Source organism: Mycobacterium sp. MAA66 (assembly GCF_041261665.1).
In the GTDB taxonomy this organism is placed as follows: Bacteria; Actinomycetota; Actinomycetes; order Mycobacteriales; family Mycobacteriaceae; genus Mycobacterium.
Genome location: NZ_JBGCCC010000003.1, coordinates 53,597 through 74,474 on the forward strand (window position 1 = coordinate 53,597; position 20,878 = coordinate 74,474).

General features: G+C 64.3%; 20 protein-coding genes and 1 tRNA gene. 9 read left to right on the plus strand and 12 right to left on the minus strand.

Annotated elements, in window-relative coordinates; translation table 11 throughout:
- The first annotated feature begins 10 nt into the window (after positions 1 to 10).
- From ABIA30_RS12470 to ABIA30_RS12480, 3 genes are read left to right on the plus strand one after another with little or no spacing between them, the layout of a single operon-like run.
- Positions 11 to 733, plus strand: a complete 723-nt coding sequence (locus tag ABIA30_RS12470) for a septum formation initiator family protein (RefSeq protein WP_370065664.1) — start codon at positions 11 to 13, stop codon at positions 731 to 733.
- Positions 726 to 1,217, plus strand: coding sequence for a DUF501 domain-containing protein (locus ABIA30_RS12475; protein ID WP_370065666.1), 492 nt, complete (start codon positions 726 to 728; stop codon positions 1,215 to 1,217). Before ABIA30_RS12470 ends, ABIA30_RS12475 begins: the two co-directional genes overlap by 8 nt.
- On the plus strand, positions 1,208 to 2,158 hold the full coding sequence (locus tag ABIA30_RS12480) for an exopolyphosphatase (RefSeq protein ID WP_370065668.1): 951 nt from the start codon (positions 1,208 to 1,210) through the stop codon (positions 2,156 to 2,158). The genes ABIA30_RS12475 and ABIA30_RS12480 overlap by 10 nt, the downstream gene beginning before the upstream one ends.
- Positions 2,159 to 2,510: 352 nt before the next feature.
- Here ABIA30_RS12480 and ABIA30_RS12485 read toward each other — a convergent pair whose 3' ends face one another.
- From ABIA30_RS12485 to ABIA30_RS12520, 8 genes are all read right to left on the minus strand, one after another.
- A complete protein-coding gene (locus tag ABIA30_RS12485) occupies positions 2,511 to 5,351 on the minus strand; it encodes an aminotransferase class I/II-fold pyridoxal phosphate-dependent enzyme (protein ID WP_370065670.1) in 2,841 nt (946 codons plus the stop codon).
- A 179-nt stretch (positions 5,352 to 5,530) separates the two neighbouring features.
- On the minus strand, positions 5,531 to 6,211 hold the full coding sequence (locus tag ABIA30_RS12490) for a response regulator (protein WP_370065672.1): 681 nt from the start codon (positions 6,209 to 6,211) through the stop codon (positions 5,531 to 5,533).
- Positions 6,208 to 8,736, minus strand: a complete 2,529-nt coding sequence (locus ABIA30_RS12495) for a DUF4118 domain-containing protein (protein WP_370065674.1) — start codon at positions 8,734 to 8,736, stop codon at positions 6,208 to 6,210. The genes ABIA30_RS12490 and ABIA30_RS12495 overlap by 4 nt, the downstream gene beginning before the upstream one ends.
- Positions 8,737 to 8,747: 11 nt before the next feature.
- Positions 8,748 to 9,683, minus strand: a complete 936-nt coding sequence (locus ABIA30_RS12500; RefSeq protein WP_370065676.1) for a potassium-transporting ATPase subunit C — start codon at positions 9,681 to 9,683, stop codon at positions 8,748 to 8,750.
- Position 9,684: 1 nt separating this feature from the next.
- Entirely contained in the window at positions 9,685 to 11,850 is a 2,166-nt protein-coding gene (kdpB, locus tag ABIA30_RS12505) for a potassium-transporting ATPase subunit KdpB (protein WP_370065678.1), read from the minus strand.
- A 1-nt stretch (position 11,851) separates the two neighbouring features.
- Complete coding sequence (gene kdpA / locus ABIA30_RS12510; protein ID WP_370065680.1) at positions 11,852 to 13,519, minus strand: potassium-transporting ATPase subunit KdpA; 1,668 nt, start codon at positions 13,517 to 13,519, stop codon at positions 11,852 to 11,854.
- Complete coding sequence (locus tag ABIA30_RS12515) at positions 13,519 to 13,608, minus strand: potassium-transporting ATPase subunit F (RefSeq protein ID WP_370065682.1); 90 nt, start codon at positions 13,606 to 13,608, stop codon at positions 13,519 to 13,521. Before ABIA30_RS12515 ends, kdpA begins: the two co-directional genes overlap by 1 nt.
- Positions 13,605 to 13,739, minus strand: a complete 135-nt coding sequence (locus ABIA30_RS12520; RefSeq protein WP_370065684.1) for a hypothetical protein — start codon at positions 13,737 to 13,739, stop codon at positions 13,605 to 13,607. Before ABIA30_RS12520 ends, ABIA30_RS12515 begins: the two co-directional genes overlap by 4 nt.
- A 509-nt stretch (positions 13,740 to 14,248) precedes the next feature.
- Here ABIA30_RS12520 and ABIA30_RS12525 point away from each other — a divergent pair.
- The 5 genes from ABIA30_RS12525 (at position 14,249) to ABIA30_RS12545 (ending at position 17,638) form a co-directional block, all read left to right on the plus strand.
- The gene (locus ABIA30_RS12525; RefSeq protein WP_370065686.1) at positions 14,249 to 14,794 is read left to right on the plus strand and encodes a hypothetical protein; all 546 of its coding nucleotides are present in this window, start codon (positions 14,249 to 14,251) and stop codon (positions 14,792 to 14,794) included.
- A 99-nt stretch (positions 14,795 to 14,893) separates the two neighbouring features.
- The gene (locus ABIA30_RS12530; protein ID WP_370065688.1) at positions 14,894 to 15,268 is read left to right on the plus strand and encodes a YciI family protein; all 375 of its coding nucleotides are present in this window, start codon (positions 14,894 to 14,896) and stop codon (positions 15,266 to 15,268) included.
- A complete protein-coding gene (locus tag ABIA30_RS12535; protein ID WP_370065690.1) occupies positions 15,261 to 16,508 on the plus strand; it encodes an RNA polymerase sigma factor in 1,248 nt (415 codons plus the stop codon). Before ABIA30_RS12530 ends, ABIA30_RS12535 begins: the two co-directional genes overlap by 8 nt.
- A gap of 97 nt (positions 16,509 to 16,605) precedes the next feature.
- Positions 16,606 to 16,679: transfer RNA gene (locus tag ABIA30_RS12540), tRNA-Leu, on the plus strand.
- A 236-nt stretch (positions 16,680 to 16,915) separates the two neighbouring features.
- Positions 16,916 to 17,638, plus strand: coding sequence for a hypothetical protein (locus ABIA30_RS12545; protein WP_370065692.1), 723 nt, complete (start codon positions 16,916 to 16,918; stop codon positions 17,636 to 17,638).
- A 47-nt stretch (positions 17,639 to 17,685) separates the two neighbouring features.
- On the opposite strand, the gene ABIA30_RS12550 is transcribed toward ABIA30_RS12545, so the two are convergent.
- From ABIA30_RS12550 to ABIA30_RS12560, 3 genes are read right to left on the minus strand one after another with little or no spacing between them, the layout of a single operon-like run.
- Complete coding sequence (locus ABIA30_RS12550) at positions 17,686 to 18,063, minus strand: hypothetical protein (protein ID WP_370065694.1); 378 nt, start codon at positions 18,061 to 18,063, stop codon at positions 17,686 to 17,688.
- 16 nt (positions 18,064 to 18,079) lie between these two features.
- Positions 18,080 to 18,358, minus strand: a complete 279-nt coding sequence (locus ABIA30_RS12555) for a hypothetical protein (protein ID WP_370065696.1) — start codon at positions 18,356 to 18,358, stop codon at positions 18,080 to 18,082.
- Complete coding sequence (locus ABIA30_RS12560) at positions 18,358 to 18,738, minus strand: hypothetical protein (protein ID WP_370065698.1); 381 nt, start codon at positions 18,736 to 18,738, stop codon at positions 18,358 to 18,360. The genes ABIA30_RS12555 and ABIA30_RS12560 overlap by 1 nt, the downstream gene beginning before the upstream one ends.
- A 398-nt stretch (positions 18,739 to 19,136) precedes the next feature.
- Here ABIA30_RS12560 and ABIA30_RS12565 point away from each other — a divergent pair, with 398 nt between their 5' ends.
- Positions 19,137 to 19,316 (plus strand): hypothetical protein, encoded by a 180-nt coding sequence (locus ABIA30_RS12565; protein WP_370065700.1) that lies wholly within the window; start codon positions 19,137 to 19,139, stop codon positions 19,314 to 19,316.
- Here ABIA30_RS12565 and ABIA30_RS12570 read toward each other — a convergent pair.
- A complete protein-coding gene (locus ABIA30_RS12570; protein ID WP_370065702.1) occupies positions 19,313 to 20,467 on the minus strand; it encodes a TIR domain-containing protein in 1,155 nt (384 codons plus the stop codon). The two genes, ABIA30_RS12565 and ABIA30_RS12570, sit on opposite strands and share 4 nt — an antisense overlap.
- Positions 20,468 to 20,878: the final 411 nt, after the last annotated feature.

Here is a 20,878-nt window from a genome sequence, read left to right on the forward strand (position 1 = left end):
AATTCGCGTCATGCCAGACCCGAAGCGGCGAGCCCCCGCCTCCCGACCCACCAAACCCGGTGAGTCCAAGCGGGGGCGGCCGGCGCGCACCAACGGGTCGGCGACGGCGAATTCCAGGGCACGTGCCACTGAGACCCGCCGCACCCCGGAGAATCTGCCGGCACCGGTCACCGAGCCGATCCGCCAGGCGATCGTCGAGTCCGTCGAGCACCAGCACGAGCAACGGCTGGGTTCGACGGCACGACGGGCCGCCATCCTGGCGGTGGTGGTGTGCGTGTTGACGCTGACCATCGCCGGGCCGGTGCGTACCTACTTCGCGCAGCGCACCGAGCAACGCCAGCTGGCCACCGCCGAATCCCAATTGCGTTCGCAGATAGCCAGTTTGGAGCAACAGAAGAGCAAGCTGGCCGACCCGGCGTACATCGCCGCCCAGGCCCGCGAGCGACTGGGTTTCGTCATGCCCGGCGATACGCCTTACCAGGTTCAGCTGCCCGACGGTGCGCTGGCGCCAGGTGCACCTCCGGCGCCGCCGCCCACCGCGCACAGCAACCAGCCCTGGTACACGGCGCTGTGGCACACCATTGCCGATGAGCCGCACGGTGTTTCGCCCGTTCCTGCGGCGCCGCCCGCCGGCCCGGACGGAACTCTGCCGACCGAGGCGCCGTCCACTGACGCCCCGACGCCGACCGACGGTTCGGTCGTCCCTGCACCCCAAGGACAGCCCGGTGGTTGATGCTGCAGATCTGGATGCCGTTGCGGCCCAATTGGGCCGCGAGCCGCGCGGGGTCCTTGAGATCGCTTACCGCTGCCCGAACGGTGAGCCGGGTGTGGTCAAGACCGCGCCCCGGTTGCCCGACGGCACACCGTTTCCCACGCTGTACTACCTGACCCATCCGGTGCTGACCGCGGCCGCCAGTCGGCTGGAGTCCTCCGGGTTGATGCGAGACATGACCGAACGTCTGCAGGCTTCTGCCGAGCTGACGGAGGCCTATCGGCGGGCACATGAGTCGTTCCTGGCCGAGCGTGATGCCATCGAGTCGCTGGGCACCACCTTTTCCGGTGGCGGCATGCCCGACCGGGTGAAATGTCTGCACGTGGTGATGGCGCATTCATTGGCAAAAGGCCCGGGCGTCAACCCGTTCGGTGACGAGGCGTTGGCATTGTTGGCCGTGGAACCGGCGATGGCCGGGATTCTTGATCCGAAAGTATGGGTGTGAGCTCGCGCGTTGCAGCGGTTGACTGTGGTACCAACTCGATTCGTCTGCTGATCGCCGACATCATCGATGGTCGCTTGATCGATGTGCACCGTGAGATGCGGATCGTCACCTTGGGGGAAGGCGTCGACGCCACCGGGCAATTCGCGCCGGCCGCACTGGCCCGCACCGAGGCCGCGTTGGCCGACTACGTCGACGTGATGCGGGCGCACGACGTGTCGAAGGTGCGCATGGTGGCGACGTCGGCGGCGCGGGACGCGGGAAACCGCGACGAGTTCTTCGCCATGACGGCGCGCGTGCTGGGCGCTGTGGTGCCCGGTGCGGTGGCCGAGGTGATCAGCGGGACCGAGGAAGCGGGATTGTCGTTCCGTGGCGCGGTTGGTGAATTAGACCCTGCTGCAGGGCCTTTCGTGGTGGTCGACCTGGGCGGCGGATCGACTGAGGTGGTGGTCGGCGATAGCGACGGCACTGTCACGGCCAGCTTCTCTGCCGACATCGGATGCGTCCGCCTCACTGAGCGTTGCCTGCACTCGGACCCGCCCACTGCCGCAGAGGTGGAGGCGGCGCGCGCAGTGGTCCGCGAGCGACTGGCCGAGGCGCTTGCCGTGGTGCCGGTCGAACAGGCCCATACCTGGGTTGGGGTCGCGGGAACATTCACCACGCTGGCTGCGCTGGCGCTTGGTCTGCCGACGTACGACTCCGAACGAATTCACCTGTCCCGCAACGCAGTTTCGGACATCGTGCGGGTGTGTGACGAGTTGATCGCGATGCCGCGCGTCGAACGGGCCCAACTCGGCCCCATGCACGAGGGCCGGGTGAATGTGATCGGCGGCGGCTCGATCGTCGTCGAGGAATTGGCCCGTGAGTTGTCGCAGCGCGCCGGCATCAACGAACTGGTGGTCAGCGAGCACGACATCCTGGACGGCATCGCGCTGTCAGTTTGACCGGTGTGGTCAGACCTTGCAGTTGGGGCGGTTGTGGCAGTGGTGACCTCCGCGGCACGCGTTGCACTGACAGCCACAGGTGGACTGATTGTTGGACTTTTCAACTCGCATTGCAGAACCCCTCGTCTGGCATCGGTTGATCAACATATGACTACTTCACGATAGTTCGACCGCTGCACGTTGGGAACCGGTACCGGACCTGACTTGACCGCGTACACCGGTGGGTCGGCCTGTGGTGCGGCGTTCCCTGGAGCTGTCAGCTTGTGTTGACAATGTCAGCACAAGCTGACAGCTCGTGGCGTGAGTTGTGTCTGCACACCACGCTCGACGGGTTACCGCCAGCCAGCCGGCGTCAGGCGTCGGCCAGCTTGTTGCTGTTGGTCTTCTTGGCCTTGGTGGCGGCGGGCGTAGCAACCGCAGGCACCGCCTCTACCGGCGCCGCGGGCGTCACTGCCCGAGGCATCACGGCGATCGGTCGGGACATTTCGATGGCCTTCTCGGTGTACACCCGGTAACCGAAATCCGGGTTGTAGCCATGGATTTCGGGAGTGTCCAGATCGCGCAGGAAGGTCAGGATCTCGCGGCTGAACACCTGGCCGGGCACCAGCACCGGGAATCCCGGCGGATACGGCGTCACAAATGTCGCCGACACCACCTCGATGCCGTTGTCCAATTTCTCGAAAACCTCGTCGGTGGAAAGGTATTCGCAATTGGTATCGGTGTACGACAGGTAGAACGCCCGACGCACATCGCCTTCCGGGGTGTCCGTTCCGTCGCGGAATGCCGGGTGAAAGCCGCTGAAGTTCGGCAGTGAAGCGGAACTGGTGGTCAACTTCCGCACCTTCTGCTCGAACCGGCCGCGCTCGCCCAGACCCATTTCGGACACCGCTTCGTCGAGTTCGGCGGCGATCTTCACCAGCACCTCCACCAGGAACGCCACCGAACTGCGCGTGGTGCCGATATTGGTCATGAACAGCACGGTGTTCCGCGATGTCTTGTTGATCTGCACACCGTGGCGGTCCATCAGCTGTTCGCGTTTGAAGGTGTCGCCGTCGTAGCCGGTGCGTCCGATCGACAACGTGATGCGGGACGGGTCGAGCACGAATTCGTCTTTGTCCCAAGCAGTCATCATGTTGCGCAGGCCGGAGCGTAGCGGCTGCTCGATGTGGCTGGCGCGGTACTCATCGGGGATCAGATCCGAGGTGCGCAGGCACCGCACGTACTTGCTCAGCAGCGGGTGGTTGTCGATGGCATCGCGCAACTGCATGGCGTTCTCGATCTGGCGTTGCACCAGCTCCACACCTTCAAGTGCCACCTGGCGCCGGCCCAGGTCCAGCGACGCCAGGATCTGGTAGTTGGGCGAGGTCGACGTGTGCGCCATGTACGCCTCGTGGAAAGCCTCGGACACCTTCTGCTCGAAGTCCTGGTCGAAAACGTGGATCATCGAGCCCTGGCGCAGCGACGTCAATGTCTTGTGCGTCGACTGCGCCGCGTAGACCCGTACCCGAGCTTTCGCAGGGTCCGGCGTGAGGCGGCGGTTCAGCAATTCCTCGTCGGTGGGCGGCTTTTCGGCGTCGGCGGCCAGCTGCTTCTCGTACTCGGCGATGTACGCGGGGTCGGCCAGCTTCTCGCGCAGCCGGCGGGCCGTCGCCATCGCAGTGCGGTGCCGGTACACCGGGTGGAACCGCGCGAAGGCGAACCATGCCTCGTCCCAGAGGAACACCAGGTCCGGCTTGATGGCCAGGCATTCCTCCATCACCCGCTCGACGTCGTACACGATGCCGTCGAATGTGCAGTTGGTCAGCGAGATCATCTTGACCCGGTCGAGCTTGCCGGCGGCCCTGAGCGCCAACAACTTCGACTTGATTTCGCGCAGTGGCACCGCGCCGTACATGGTGTAGTCCGGGAGCGGGTAGGCCTCCAGATAGATCACGTTGGCGCCGGCGAGCATCATCCCGTAGTGGTGGGATTGGTGGCAGTTGCGGTCCAACAGCACGATGTCGCCGGGTGCCACGAGCGACTGGGTGATGATCTTGTTGGCCGTCGAGGTGCCGTTGGTGACGAAGTAGGTGTGCCGCGATCCGTAGGCCTCGGCTGCGAGCTGCTGGGCCTCACGCAAGGGACCGGTCGGCTCGAGCAGTGAGTCCAGCCCGCCGCAGGTGGCCGATGTCTCGGCCATGAACACGTCCAGCCCGTAGAAGCTGACCATGTCTTTGATCCAGTGCGAGTTGACAATTGACTTGCCCTGGCTGATCGGCAGCGCGTGAAACACCCCGGTGGGACGGTGGCTGTACTGCTTGAGTGCGCTGAAAAACGGTGTGCGGTAACGCTCGGCGACGCCGTGCAGGATCGACAGGTGCAACTCCAGCACGCCCTCGCGGGCATGGAAGACCCGCCGGAAATGCGGGCCCAGCCGGCCGGCGATATCCTCCACCTCGATTTCGGTCATCAGATACAGGTCGAGTTCAGGCCGTAGATCCTGCAGCGACTTGGCGAGGATCTGGGCGCGCTCATCCGGTGACTTGTGGTCCTCCAAGTCCGCGGACACTTTGGTGTCGACGAACTGTGCCAGCGCAGATAGGTCGCGTTCGGACTGGTGGCTGAACCGCCGCCGGATCACCACTGCCTGCAGGTTGACGTTGAGGCGGGCAGCGATCAACGCTTCGTCACCGCTGGCGACGACCACCAGCTCGTAGACGAATTCGTCGTCGGGCCGGCGCCAGCTGCGCACCTCTGCCCGCAACGCCTGTTCCTGCGACTCGGTCATCTTCTCGACGATCAGCACCTCGAAGTACAGCTGTTCCTTCCGGTTGGCCGGCTGCTGTTCCAGCGTGCGCGGGTCGGTGGGGAACATGTCGGTGTCGTCCATGCCCGCGTTGTCGATGTCACCGGTGCGGTAGGACTCGGTGGTCAGCGCCCGGTTGATGCGGGCGACCACCTTGGCGAACTTGTCGTAGCTCCCGGCATTGAAGAGGCGCTGCACCTTGGCGAACTGTGGTGAGCCCGGATAGGCCCAATACGGCTCGAGCGGAGTCAGGGTGGCGAGCAAGTCCCGGCAGATGCCGATGTACTGATCCTTGAGATCACCGGTGGTGGTGGTCCGGGTCAGCCGGTCGGCTGCCTCTTCCAATCGGCACCAGGAGTCCCCCCGTAGTTGCCAGACACTGTTGTAAGCACGCGAATTATCGACCATTTCCAGCCTTCTCACAGGGACTTTCGCACGGGTGGCATCGAAGTCCAGCCTTCCACCGTGGGTAGCCGGTGTCAGACGAACAACAGGAGAACTTCTGGGTCAGGGTCTCGCCGAGATCCGCGTTCTGGCTGCTTCTACTCGCACTCGGCGGCCCGTTTGTCCGGTTGGGCGGAGTGACGCTACTCCTGGAAGCGGTAGCCCATGCCGGTCTCGGTCAGCAGATGCTTGGGCCGCGACGGGTCGGCTTCCAATTTGCGCCGTAGCTGGGCCAGATACACCCGCAGGTAGTGGGTCTCTTTGGCGTACGCCGGGCCCCACACCTCTTTGAGCAGCTCTTCGCGGCCCACCAGCTTGCCGCGGTTGCGGACCAGCATTTCCAGCATGCCCCACTCGGTGGGTGTCAGGTGCACTTCGTCGCCGCCGCGGGTCACCTTCTTGGCGGCCAAATCGACAGTGAACGAGGAGGTTTCGATGACGGGCTCGTCAGTTTCGGAGGCCGCCGCGCCGCGCCGTACCGCGGCTCGTAGCCGGGCCAGGAACTCGTCCATACCGAATGGCTTGGTCACGTAGTCATCGGCGCCGGCATCGAGCGCCTCGACCTTGTCCATCGAGTCGGTGCGGGCCGACAGCACGATCACCGGCGCGGTCAGCCAGCCACGCAGTCCGGCCAGCACGTCGATGCCCGACATGTCGGGTAGGCCCAGATCCAGGATCACCACGTCAGGTTTGTGCTCGGCGGCCGTCTTCAGCGCCTCGGCGCCGGTGGCCGCGACGGCCACGTCGTACCCGCGCACCGACAGGTTGATCCGCAATGCCCGCAGGATCTGCGGTTCGTCGTCGATGACCAGAACCCGGGTCATGGCTGCTCCTTCGCGGGTGCGGCGAGGTCGACCACTACGGTCAGGCCACCGCCGGGGGTGTCAGTGGCCGAGATGGTCCCGCCCATGGCTTCGACGAAGCCGCGGGCCACCGAAAGACCAAGCCCCACACCGGTGGTGTTGTCGTGGTCGCCGAGCCGTTGGAACGGCGCGAAGAGTTGTTCCTCGGTGCCGCGCGGGATGCCGGGGCCTTCGTCGACGATGGTGATCAGCACGCGGTCGCCGACGTTGCCCGCGTTGACGCGAACCACGCTGTTCGGTGCGTACCGCAGCGCGTTGTCGATCAGGTTCACCAGCACGCGTTCGAGCAGGCCGGCGTCGGCGAGTGCCACGGCTTCGTCCACCTCGCACTTGACCCGGTCGGGCCAGCGGTGTTCGTAACCGGTTGCGCCGCGGCTGATTCCGAGTAGTGCGCGCTGCACGACCTCTTCGAGGTATACCCGCCGCAGTTCCGGCTTGACCACGCCGGCGGCCAGCCGCGAGGAGTCCAACAGGTTGCCGACCAGTGCGGTGAGCTGATCGACCGATTCTTCGACGGTGGCCAGCAGCTCGGCGGTGTCCTCGGGGGAGAAGCCGACGTCCTCGCTGCGCAGGCTCGATACCGCGGCCTTGGCGGCGGCCAGCGGGGTGCGCAGGTCGTGGCTGACCGCGGACAGTAGTTGGCGCCGCAGTTCGTCGGCTTTGGCGATGGCCTCGGCGCGGCCGGCTTCTTCGGTCAATTTGCGCTGGCGGACCAGCCCCGCGGCTTGCCTCGCGACGGCGCCGAGCACCCGGCGATCCCGGGCCTCGGTCTTGCGCCCGGCCATCAGGAGCCAGTACTCGTCGTCGCTGACCTCGATGGCCGTGTCAGCGGAATCGACTGTCACACAGGGGTCTTTGCCTATGCAGGCGACAATGCCGTCGCCTTCGTGCAGCAGGCTGACGGCGCGCTGGGAGTAGGTCTCCCGCACGCGTTCCAGCAGTGTGGTGAGGTCGGCGCCGCGCAGCACGCTGCCGGCGAACAGGGCGAGCAACTCGGCCTCCTGCGAGGCGTGCCTGGCCTCCCGGGAGCGCTTGGCGGCACCGTCGACGAGCGCGGCCACCGCCACCGCCACCGCCAGCAGCACCACGATGGTCAGGGCGCTGTCCGGGTCGGCGATGGTGAAGCTGTATCGCGGGTCGATGAAGAAGTAGTTGAGCAAGAGCCCGGACAGCACGGCCGACAGTGCCGCGGGTGCCACACCGCCGAGCAACGCGACGACCAGGACGCCGATGAAGTACACCGCGCTTTCGCCGCCCACATGCAGGAACGGGTCCAGCAGCAGCGCAGTGATGGCGGTGATGGCGCACGGCACGATGATCGCGGCCAGCCAGGAGGCCAGGTGGCGTTGTCCGCGGGTGGCGGTGGACCAGGACCAGCCTGGTTTGGACTGCTCATGGGTGACCATGTGCACGTCGATCTTGCCGGAGTGCTGGACGGTCTTCGCGCCGATACCCTCTTCGAAGACCCGGGCCCAGCGCGAGCGCCGCGAGGTGCCCAGCACCAGCTGGGTGGCGTTCATCTCGCGGGCGAAATCCAGTAGGGCGCTGGAGACGTCATCGCCGACGACGGTATGCAGCGTGGCGTCCAGGCTGGTGGTCAGCTCGCGCACCTTGCCCATCTGTGGGGCTGACACCCCGGACAGGCCGTCGCCGCGCACCACGTGCACCACCATCAGCTCGGCGCTGGATTTGGAGGCGATGCGCGACGCGCGTCGGACCAGGGTTTCTGATTCCGGGCCGCCGGTGACCGCCACCACGACCCGCTCGCGGGCCTCCCAGGTATCCGAGATCTTGTGTTCGGCGCGGTATTTGGCCAACGCCGCGTCGACCTGGTCGGCCAGCCACAGCAGCGCCAGCTCGCGCAGTGCGGTGAGGTTGCCCTGCCGGAAGTAGTTGGACAGGGCCGCGTCGACGCGCTCAGGTGCGTAGACGTTGCCGTGGGAAAGCCTGCGGCGCAACGCCTCCGGGGTGATATCGACCAGCTCGATCTGGGATGCGCTGCGCACCACCGAATCCGGGACGGTCTCTTGTTGTTCGATGCCGGTGATCTGGGCAACGACGTCGTTGAGGCTCTCTAGGTGTTGGACGTTGACCGTGGAGATGACGGTGATGCCGGCGGCCAGTAGTTCTTCGACGTCCTGCCAGCGCTTGGCGTTCTCGGATCCGGGGGTGTTGCTATGTGCCAGCTCATCGACCAGCACCACCTCGGGGTGGCGTTCCAGCACCGCCGGCACGTCCAGTTCGGCGAAGGTTCCGCCGCGGTAGTCGATGAATCGTGGCGGGATCGTTTCGATGCCGGCCAGTGCCTCGGCGGTTTTGCGGCGGCCGTGGGTTTCCACGACCGCCGCCACCACGTCGGTGCCTCGTTCCAGTCGGCGATGGGCCTCGCCGAGCATCGCGAAGGTCTTGCCTACGCCGGGCGCGGCGCCCAGGTAGATGCGCAGTTCGCCCCGTTTTCCGGTGCCCGGCGTTCCCATGTCTCCCATCATCCAGTAGGTCAGCTGCGCGCCGGATACTTCTGGTCCAACGCGAGGTTCAATTGCAGGACGTTGACCCGCGGCTCACCCATGAAGCCCAGGGTGCGGCCGGTGGTGTTGTCGGCCAGCAGGCTCCGGACCTGATCGGCGCTGATGTGCCGGGCCTTGGCGACGCGCGCCACCTGCAGGTCGGCGTAATCGACCGAGATGTCCGGGTCCAGGCCACTGCCGCTGGCGGTGACGGCGTCGGCCGGCACCTGTGGGTCGGCGGGTGCCGAGCCGCGGATCGCGACGATCTGCCCGGCGGTGTAATCCTCGCCGTACTTGGCACATTCGACGTGCACGCCCTCGTAGGTCGCCGCGAACGGTGCCTTGGTGGTTTCGCACGGCTGGTTCACGCTGACCACCTGGGTGGGGGCGAGCACGTTGCCGGTGTGGTCGCGGGGACCGATCACCGACAGCACCGCACCGACGCCGTCGGAGGTGCAGAACGGACGGGCTCCGACCGCGTGGTCCAGCCCCTCGGTGTCGGCGACCCCGTAGCTACGGGTGCACACCTGGGTCAGCAGGCTGGCCTTGAAGCCGGCGTCACTGGCCGACTTACCGGCCTTGATCTGAGCCGGGTCGCCGGGGGTGTCGACAATGCTCTCGGGGCCAAGGTTGCCGGCGCCGCTGGCGGTGGGGTCGTACCCGTTGGTGCCCGCGTTGGACGGCCGACTCTGGAAATACTGCGGCAGCACATTGCCTTTGGCGTCGGTGAACAGCTGGCCGATCAGCGAGCTGCCGACGATCTTGCCGTTGGCGGTGAGGATCGAGCCTTCGGCCTTGTCTTTCAGACCGGGGATCTGGGCGATACCCCAGATCACCGCCGGGTAGGCCAGGCCGGTGATGACGGTCAGCACCAACAGTGCACGCAGCGCTGCCCAGTGCAGGCGAATCAGATTGCCAATGTTCATGTTAGGACATCCCTGGGACGAACTGGATGATGAGGTCGATGAGCTTGATGCCGATGAACGGGGCGACGATGCCGCCAAGTCCATAGACGTACAGGTTGCGGCTCAACAGTTTTGACGCGCTGCTGGGGGTGTAGCGCACACCGCGCAGCGACAGTGGGATCAGCGCGACGATGACCAGCGCGTTGAAGATGACCGCGGACAGGATCGCCGACTGCGGGCTGTGCAGCCGCATGATGTTCAGCATGTCCAGGCCAGGGAACAGCGCCACGAACATCGCCGGGATGATCGCGAAGTACTTCGCGATGTCGTTGGCGATGGAGAACGTGGTCAATGCGCCGCGGGTGATCAGCAACTGCTTGCCGATCTCCACGATCTCGATCAACTTGGTCGGGTCCGAGTCCAGGTCGACCATGTTGCCGGCTTCCTTGGCCGCCGAGGTGCCGGTGTTCATCGCCACGCCCACGTCGGCCTGCGCCAGGGCGGGGGCGTCGTTGGTGCCGTCACCGGTCATCGCGACCAGCTTGCCGCCGGCCTGCTCCTTCTTGATCAGGGCCAGCTTGTCCTCGGGTGTGGCTTCGGCGAGGAAGTCGTCGACCCCGGCCTCGTCGGCAATTGCCTTGGCGGTCAATGGGTTGTCGCCGGTGATCATGACGGTGCGGATGCCCATCTTGCGCATCTCGTCGAATCGTTCCCGCATGCCCTGCTTGACGACGTCCTTGAGGTGGATGACGCCGAGCACTTCGGCGTTGCCATTCTTGATCCGGCCGACGACCAGCGGGGTGCCGCCGGCCGCGGAGATGCCGTCGACTGACTGGCCCAGCTCCGGCGGCACCTTGCCGCCGGCCGAGCGAATCCAGTCGGCCACCGAGCTGGCGGCGCCCTTGCGCAGCTGCTGCCCGTCCTCCAGGTCTACGCCGGACATCCGGGTCATCGCGGTGAACTCGACCCAGTGGGCGCCGGTCAGCTCGCCCGGCGTGCGGGCGCGCAGGCCGTGAGTGGTCTTGGCGTACACCACGATCGAGCGGCCTTCGGGGGTTTCGTCGGCCAGGCTGGACAGCTGCGCGGCGTCCGCGAGCTCGTCGTCACTGACGCCCGGCACCGGGATGAAGTTCGACGCCTGACGGTTGCCCAGGGTGATGGTGCCGGTCTTGTCCAGCAGCAGGGTGTTGACGTCGCCGGCGGCTTCGACGGCGCGACCGGACATGGCCAGCACGTTGCGCTGCACCAGACGGTCCATGCCGGCGATGCCGATGGCAGACAGCAGCGCGCCGATGGTGGTCGGGATCAGACAGACCAGCAGCGAGACCATCACGATGCCGGTGACGCCGAAAGCGTCCAGCGCCTGGGTGTCCGGGACACCCGGGTTGTTGGCCTTCGAGTAGATGGCCAGCGGCTGCAGGGTCGCCACCGCGAACACGAAGATGATGGTCAGTGCGGCCAGCAGGATGTTCAGCGCGATCTCGTTGGGGGTCTTCTGCCGGTTGGCGCCCTCGACCAGGGCGATCATCCGGTCGATGAAGCTCTCGCCCGGCTTCTGGGTGATCTGCACGACGATCCGGTCGGAGAGCACCGTGGTGCCACCGGTGACCGCGCTGCGGTCACCGCCGGACTCCCGGATCACCGGCGCGGACTCACCGGTGATGGCCGACTCGTCAACCGACGCAATGCCTTCCACCACATCACCGTCACCGGGGATGACCTGCCCTGCCTCGACTACGACGATGTCGCCTTGCTGCAGCAGCGGTGCGGCGACCTCTTCCTCGGTGCCGGCGCGGCCCGGCGCCCAGCCGACCAATTTGCGGGCGACGGCGTCGGACTTGGCCTTTCGCAGGCTGTCGGCCTGGGCCTTACCTCGGCCTTCGGCGACCGCCTCGGCCAAGTTGGCGAAAATGACCGTCAGCCAGAGCCAGAACACGATCAGCCAGGCGAACCAGCTGGAGTGCAGCACCGCCAGGACGGTCGACCACAAGGCGCCGATCTCGACGATGAACATCACCGGGTTGCGCCACAGCGTTCGGGGGTCGAGCTTGCGGACGGCGTCCGGCGTGGCCTTCCACAGAATCTTCGGGTCGAGCAGGCCACCCTGTACGCGGCCCTTGTTGGCCTCGTTGGAGGTGGCGGGGTGGTCCGGGTCGGCCACCCCGAGGGTTGCGGATTGCGTTGACATATCAGTGAATTCCTTCAGCAAGGGGGCCGAGCGCCAGCGCCGGCAGGAAGGTCAGGGCGACCAGGATCAGCGTCACGCCGGCGACCATGCCGACGAATTGCGGCCGGTGGGTAGGCAACGTGCCCAGCGACGGGGGAGTGGCGCCCTGCTTGGCCAGTGAACCGGCCAACGCCAGCACCAGGATCATCGGCAGGAAGCGGCCGATCAGCATGGCCAGGCCCAAAGCCGTGTTGTACCAAACGGTATTGACCGAGATACCGGCGAAGGCCGAGCCGTTGTTGTTGGCCGCTGAGGTGAAGGCGTACAGCACCTCGGACAGGCCGTGCGGGCCGACGTTCGCCATCGCGGCACGCTCGCCGGGCAGCGCCATCGCCACCGCGGTTCCGGTCAGCACGATCAGCGGGGTGACCAGGAAATAGCTTGCGGCCAGTTTGATTTCACGCGGGTTGATCTTCTTGCCCAGGTACTCGGGCGTGCGGCCGACCATCAGGCCGGCGACGAAGACCGTGATGACCGCGAGGACCAGCATGCCGTACAGGCCCGATCCGGTACCACCTGGTGCGACCTCGCCGAGCTGCATGTTGAACATCGTCATCATGCCGCCAAGACTGGTGTACGAGTCGTGTGCCGAATCGATTGCACCGGTGGAGGTCAGCGTGGTGGCGTCGGCGAAGACCGCCGAATCGGCAACACCGAAGCGCTGCTCGACGCCTTCCATCGCCGAGCCGATCGCGGACGGAACGGTGCCGTGGTGCTGGATCTGGAACAGCATCATGAAGCCCACGCTGATTGACGCCAGGGTGGCCATGACTGCCACGATCGCGTAGCCCTGCTTACGGCTGTCCACCATCCGGCCAAACGTGCGTGGCAGCGAGAACGAGATCACCAGCAGCAGGAATACCTGGACCCAGTTGGTCCACGCCGTCGGGTTCTCGAACGGGTGTGCCGAGTTGGCGTTGTAGAAACCGCCGCCGTTGGTACCCAGCATCTTGATGGCTTCCTGGCTCGCGACCGGACCACCGGTGATGGTCTGTTGTGTACCCGCCAGCGTGTTGGCAATCTGGTCGTGCAGGTGGAAGTTCTCGATGGCGCCACCGGCGATCAGAATCAGCGCGGCAATCATCGCGAGCGGCAACAGGATTCGGATGGTGCAGCGCACCAGGTCGACCCAGAAGTTGCCCAGCTCGCTGGCATGGCGGCGAGCGAACCCGCGAACCAGAGCCACCGCCACCGCGATGCCGACGGAAGCTGAGACGAAGTTCTGCACCGTCAGGCCGGCCATCTGCACCAGGTGGCCCATCGTGCTCTCACCGGAGTAGGCCTGCCAGTTGGTGTTGGTGATGAAGCTGACGGCAGTGTTCCACGCCAGATCGGCTGTCATCGGGGTAGCCGGATTGTTTAGGTGCAGCGGCAGTTTGTCCTGTACCAGCTGGAGGGTGAACAGAAACAGTACCGAGACGGCGGAGAAGGCCAGCACGCTGCGGGCGTAGGCACCCCAGTTCTGTTCCGACTCCGGATCGGCGCCGACAGTCTTGTAAATGAGACGCTCGGCGCGCGAATGTTTCTCGGAGTTGAATACGCGGTACATATAGTCGCCGAGCGGTACGTGGACCGCGGCGAGGGCAACCATCAGGGCGATCAGGAAGATGATTCCTGCGGTGGTGCTCACTAGAAGCGCTCCGGGAACAGCAGGGCAGCGACGAGGAACAGCGCGGTCACCACACACAAGATCAGACCGACGATGTTGGCGAGGTTCACAGCCGTTCCACCGCCTTCTGGATCAGGCCGAGCATCGCGAACAGTGCGATGGTCAGCACGACGAAAATCGCGACAGACATCTTTTGGCTCCGTTTCGGGCGGGTTCTCGGCCGCGTTTCGGCGACACCCACGTGCGGAAGTAAACGCTCGTGGGAAGGGGCCGCCGGTGATCTTGACGCTTTCCATACGGGCCCGGCGGTTTCATTTACGGAGTCCTTGCAGCCGGCGTGATGTGGGTCATATCCGGGTGGGATTTTGAGCGCCAAACGCAGTGACTTCACAGGAATTTGCGCAGGTCAAATACCACAAACTGTTTTCTGTCGCTCGACAGGTGGGGCTGGTGTGACGGGTCTTTACACCCCCGCAATTAGGTGGTCGCGCGGCGTCAAGAACCCGCAAGTTTTTCGGCTTGGGGCGTCAAGACTGCGGCAGCGCGGGCTTTGATCCCTGGTAACGCAGGTACACCTAAAAATAGGTACTGCACTGGGAGGTTGAGATGTTGTCGGCGACACTGGGTTCGTTGTTGTCGGGCGTTTCAATACCCGGGCATCTGAGGCATCCGGCGCGGTTGGTGACCGCGGGTCCGCAGCCTTTGACACGCAACCTGCCGGGCGTCGAAATAGTCTGTTCCGCAGCATCTTTGGATGCTCCTGAGCTGGCGCGTTGGGTGGTGCGCCACCGGCAGTCGGTCAGCGCTGCCGGTGGAAGTGAGCTCGACGCCGCGCTGGCCGCCGGCGTGCAGCCGGCCAACATCGGCGTGCACTGCGACGATCTGACCGACAATCAAATACTTTGGGCGGCAAGTATCGGCGTCGGGCGGCTGGTCGTTTCGTCGCGACACCAGGCGGATCTGGTGTCGTCGGTTCGGGCGCGCGGCCCGCTGAATGTCTGGCTGCAATCGGGATGTGGTTTTGCTGCAGTGCGCGGGCGTCCGAGTCTGCGCCTGGCTGGGCTCGACGCCCGTTACGACGGTCGCGACTATGCAGCTCTTGTCGACGACCTGATGGCCGAACTGGCCGACATTCGCCGGGAGAGCGGTGTTGTTGTTGGGTACCTTGGGATTTCCGGCGTACATACCGACAGCGACGCCGTCTGGGCGATCGACGATGCGGTGACCGACGGGTGCATCAGATACCGCGTACCCCGGCCTCAACTGATGCTGTGTGGCGGCCTGCTCATCGCCTGATCTGGGCCTGGAGAATCTTTTCTTGAGTCGATGTCGAAATCGGCCCCACCCGTTCGACGTGTGTGTGAAGGATTGACACAACGACGAAAGGTCACGGCAATGCGCTACATGGGTTTGGTCATCATGGATCCCAGCCAGGGTCCGCCCACGCAGGAATTGATCGAAGCGATGGACGCCCACGTCGCCAAGAATGCCGCTGACGGCATCTTTCTCGATGGCGGCGGCTTGGGGCAGGGCGAGAACCGGATCGGCTACCAGGTTCGTGCCGGGCAGGTGAGCACCACCGACGGACCGTTCACGGAGGCGAAGGAGATTATCGGCGGTTACGCCATCCTGGAGTTCCGCAACCATGCGGAGGCGTTCGAGGGGGCTCGGCAGATGGCCGAGATCCACCGGCAGTTCTGGCCCGGCTGGGAAGGTCGGGTTGAGGTGCACCTGATCGAAGGCGGCCCCGAACACGAAGCGGGTGCCTGATTTTCCGGTGACCACCGCCGAGGCAGTGACCGCCGCTTGGCGTGCCGAATCAGCACGCCTGGTGGCGGCACTTGCCCGCATGACCCACGACATCGACCTTGCCGAGGATGCTGCGCAAGACGCACTCGTTGTCGCCCTTGAGGAATGGCCCGCACGAGGGATTCCCACGAACCCCGCCGCGTGGCTGATGACCGCGGCCAAACGCCGGGCCATCGACCACATCCGTCGTGCGGAGACGTTGCGGACCAAGACCGAGGCCCTGGGACACCGCTTTGAGGAGGTCGACATGCCCGATTTTGATGCGCAGGTCGACTTCATCGAAGACGACGTGCTTCGCCTGATGTTCCTGACCTGCCATCCGGCGCTGACTCCGGCTTCGCGCGCCGCGCTTACGCTGCGACTGGTGTCGGGGTTGAGCACGGCGGAGATCGCCCGCGCTTTCTTGGTGCCGGAATCGACGATGGGCCAACGGATCAGCCGGGCCAAGAAGGCTCTCGTCGGTATCGACATGGAGTTGCCGGTTGGAGTCGAGCGCCTCGAACGAGTCGACGACGTTCTCGCTGCTATCTACCTGACCTTCAACGAAGGGTACGTGGCGACCTCGGGTTGCGACTGGACGCGGCCGGACCTCTGCTTTGAAGCGGTTCGCTTGGCGCGCATGGTAGCGGCGATGGTCTCTGACATCCCGGATGTCCTTGGGCTGCAAGCACTTCTCGAGATCCAGGCTTCGCGGATTCCCGCCCGGGTTGATCGCGACGGGTCGCCGGTGTTGCTCGACGATCAAGATCGGGCCCGGTGGGATCAATTGCTGAGGCGTCGAGGGCTTTCGGTGCTGGCTCGCGCCGAGGCGCTCGCGGCGGCGGGTGCGCCCGTCGGCACCTACTTTCTGCAGGCCGGCATAGCGGCCTGTCATGCCCGCGCAGGTCGATCCGAGGATACCGACTGGCGGCGAATCGCGGACCTGTACGACGTGCTTGCCTTGGTCGCACCCGGCCCGGTCATCGAAGTCAACCGAGCGGTGGCCCATGGACGTGCCCATGGACCCGAAGCAGGGCTGGCTGTGCTCGATGCGCTGGGCCCCGATCCGCTACCCGGATCGCCGCTGCCGTCCGCGGTCCGCGGAGATCTGTTGGCGCGCTTGGGGAGAGGCGGCGAGGCGTCGGCTGCCTTTGCTCACGCCGCCTCGCTGACGGCCAACGACGCGGAGCGCTCGCTGTTACTTCGTCGCGCCGACGTGTGACGGGCGGGAAGGCCGGTCGGGCCCACACGTCGGACCTCCGGCGTGGCATCTCGGCCGCAGAGGCTAACGTCATGTCGGCGCTGTCGCGGCAGTGCTCGCCCCCATAGCCCAATTGGCAGAGGCAGCGGACTTAAAATCCGCACAGTGTCGGTTCGAGTCCGACTGGGGGCACTGTGAAAGGCCTGCTTATGAGCTATTTTTGATAGCTAGCTGGGCTCGATGCCCACAAAAATACCGGCGGTTTGCCGGTGAGCTTGGCGGGCGCTAGCTAACTCAATGTCCCCTTGATCCCAAAGGTCACTTTCGCAACAGGGGTATCAAGTTAACCAGATTGCAGTCAAGAATTGGGGAGGTGGATTCGGCGTGTCGTTGCTCGGTATTGCTTCGCGCGGCCATAGTCTTCATTCGTGGCCAACCCAGCCGTCCTACTCTTCAACACACTCGTGGGGTGGAATCCCCCGAACGTGTCCGCGACCACTATCCCGGATCGGTACCGCAGTCTCGCGACGAATCGCGATCATGTGCTGCGGATGCACGAGATCGCTCTGGGATACATCGGTCAGATCCGTGAGCTGCTTGACACGCTGGAGCAAACATCGGCGTTCGACGTGGACGAATACCGCCGCGAACTGCCGAATTGGACCGCGATGGTGCTGTCCTACCCGAATGGCTGGAACCAGGCCCAGCCGTTCGACGAGACGTCGATGCGGTTTCTCAAAACTCTCGGCCCACTGGTGGACTCTCTCGTTCCGAAGTATGACGACGACGACGTAGCCGCTCTCTCGGGTGGTCTGACCGAACTCATGGAGTTGATCTCCAAGGAAAAGACGGTCAACAAGAACCTGACGGTCTATCTACTGACCCTGATCAATCATGTCCGATATGTGTTGCACGACTACCACATTCGTGGCGATTTTGAACTAGCGCGTGCGACGACGTTGCTCCGCGACGCAATCAGGACTGCAGACGACACGAGTACAGATCCTGAGCTCAAGCCTTGGTACAAGAAGCTACTAAGTCTGTTCTCTCAGAAGGAAGTCGTTACGGGCACCCTTCAACTGGGCACGGCTATGACTAAGGCACTTGAGGCGTCTCAGGGGATGCTCCCACCGGGCCACGGCGGCGGCTAGCTTCGATCATCCTGTTCCCGGCCCGACGAGGGCCCGGGAACGCGACGTTACGGGAACGGCAGACCCGCCCGCGCGTAGGCCAGGCACGCCTCGCAGCACTCGAAGACCAGCACGCACCCGGCGCGGTCGGGCAACAGTTGGGTCGGGCCGTCACAACTCCGGCTGACCTTGATGTTGCATTCGCGGGGCCAGACCGTGGACACCTCGCGCAGCTCGATCATTAACCGGAGCATGTCCGCGTAGTAGTCGACGCCACGTATCGGTTGGCCGGCCCCGACCGTCGCCCGGTCGAATGCGTCGACAGGCTTTGGTCCGCGGATGACGTGACCCAGGCTGCTATCCACGAACCACACATACACGGCGGGGTCATCGACGCTCAGCGGCGTGAACTCGTCACCCGGCCCTTCGTGGTGGTCGAACCGCACACGCTCTAATGGTGTGTCATCGAGACCAAAACACCGCATGCCCGTCGCCGGTCTCGGCGGGCTCACCCATCCGCGCATGGAGTTCTCGCAATGCGGCCTGGTCAACCTCGTTCATCTGCGGACTACGTACAGGGTCGAACAGCTCACCGGTGTCGCGAGTGAACAGACCGCCATACAGACGTTCAGCCGCCAGCACCCGATCCGCGACCGCGTTATTCGCTTGTGGCGGGGCGTCCATCTGGAACTTGCGGCGAAGCTCTGCGGCGTACTTTGGGTCAATGTTGTTGTAGGTCATCACACGGCCCACGGATCGTTAGAAGGCTTGTTGGCGGGCTTCTCACCAGCCTTGTTGTGCCCCATGATGTAGTCGAATAAGGCCTGCGAGCTGTAGTGCCGCGTGCCTTGGATCACCGCGTATGGGATGTCTCCGCTTCTACTCTTCTTCAGCACATAGTGAATCGCCCCGGCACATCCGGAGACTCCGGACATGCCGGGGCGATTCAGTCTGCTGCGATAGCGGGCGATGTGCCGGGGCTGCCCAAGTACCCGGTGTACGCGCTCATCGTCGAGTTCATGGCCTACAGCGGTCTGAGGGCGGGCGAAGTAACCGGCATGGAGGTCGGTGACCTTTGTGTTTGCGCCGGGGCCGAAGTGTTCGGTGAAAGTCGCCCGCACCAAGAAACGCAAAGGGTGGGCAGTGGGTTAGCGGCACACTCAAGAGCAAGCGGTCCCGGCGCACCGTGCCGCTCCCGCCCTGGCTCGCGGAGCGGTTGGCGGACTACCTGGCTGAAACGCACCCCCCGTGCGGCAGAACCGAGCGCCCCACTCTGGCCGAGCCGCAAGAATGGCGGCGGTTACCGAGCGAAGGAGGAGCGGTACGCGGTGCCGCTCGACTGGTCGCAGCCATTGGCCATGGGAGCGTTCTACGACACGATCTTCCGCCCGGTCCTGGAGGCGGTCGGCTTACCTGCGAGCCGACCCGTGATCGCCGATGCGCCTGCTGTACGCGGGGTACGGCTCCACGAACTCCGGCATACGTTCGCGGTCCTACAGCTCTCGTCGGGTAGCACTTCGTGCAGGTGTCAAAGTGGTTGGGGCACAGCACTTTTACCCTGACCATCGACACCTACGGCGACTACATCCCAGAACAGGATGGCGGCGCAATGAACACCCTTCCCGAGCCGTCCGCCCCGGTGAAGCAAGCCGCGCTACCGAACAACGTCATCAGTTTGTTTGGGCGGCAGACCAATTAGAAAGGTGGTTCGTCATCACTGGCGGGCGGATCGACGGACAGTCTTCTGATGGAGATTACTTCTGCTCGCTCGTTCTTATGACTCTTGGAGTCGGTCTTGATTTCGATAGTGGCGTCGGGCATCTCCCCACTCAAGCCAACGAGTTTGCCTTTAACCGCCCTACCACTCGAGAACACTGCTTCGATGGTCCGCCCTTTCGCCGCGACGAGGATTCTTAGGATGTCGCGATACGCCTCGTTTGGTGCATTATCGCCCAGCTCGTAGATACGTTTTTCAAAGTCAAGGCCGTTGTCCGGCGGGGGAACTGAGGCTGAGCGAGTAATCCTTTGCAGGCGAGCCTGAGTTGGACGGTCCATCATCGCGTCGAAGACACGCTCCGATAGGTATGCCTGCTGTTGAGTCGTGCGCTCCACCACCCGCACCCGCTCGAGAATCTCGGCCATAAGGTCGACGTCCTCTCGTCTTCTGCGAGTCTTCCCGGGTTGACCACCGATCATGGCGACGACCTCAGAGATCTTTTCCTCCAGTGCCGGCCATTCTCGGTTGAAGGTCGAATCGAGAATTGGGCCGGGAAGGCTGCGCGTACAACGTTCGTTGATGCTGTTTAACAGGCGTCGAACGTCGTCTTTGTCTGATGCTGAAGTGAGCTGGAACTCGGAAAGCGGGCCAGTCACGTCGCTCGGTGTGAGGTCAATCAAAAGCGGGCGTACCCGCGAATCAGTTGCTTTGGCGAGAGCACCAGCTTCGAAATTGAGCCACGGAGCATCTTGGTTCTCGCTGGTGACGCAGACTATGGCTTCGCCGGTTTCTTCGAGACGCTTTGAAATTTCGGGGCTCCAGCGAGCGCCCTTTTCAATGCTGTTGGTCGACATGAACGGATCGAGCTCTTGGATGACTTGCCGAAGCCAAGTCTGGAGGAAGTCGGCGAGTACCTGCGCGGGCTTGCCTGACCAGCTGACGAAAATCTGCACGAAAGAGCCGCCCGTCCTTACGGTCGTGTCAATTAGCATCGCAATGTTAGATGAGCGACCCCGTTCGGTGCGTGCGGTTTGGCCATCGGCGCGGCGCGTCTCCGGCTTGGCCAGTTGTTGGAGATTGAAACGCCGACCGCACCGGTCGCGCCGTGCGCGGACTGCACCGCTGGAATGCATAGCGGCGAAAGTGGGCTACCTGGCCCGGGCCAGCGTGTCGACCGACCGGAACCGGTAGCTCTCAGGGCTAGGCCTTGGCACCGCCAGCAAATCGAACGAGATGTGTCTTGGATCACGTTAACGCCTGTTCGGAGTGAATTCGCGATACCGATACCGCCGGTTTTAGTCATCGGACGGCGCACCTTGGCGACGGTCGGAATTTGTTTGCTGGAAGACATCGACTACCTATATAGATGACCTAAAAATCGGTCATTACCAGCAAAGTTTCAATCCTGTGGGACACCTGACCCAATAGCGGCAGTCGCTGGAATATATTCTCGGTTTCGTTGACCCGGATATTACTCACGGGTAGATTCTGCGACGCCCGGAGAACTGGGATAGCGACATTACCGAGAGGTCAATTGATGCAGT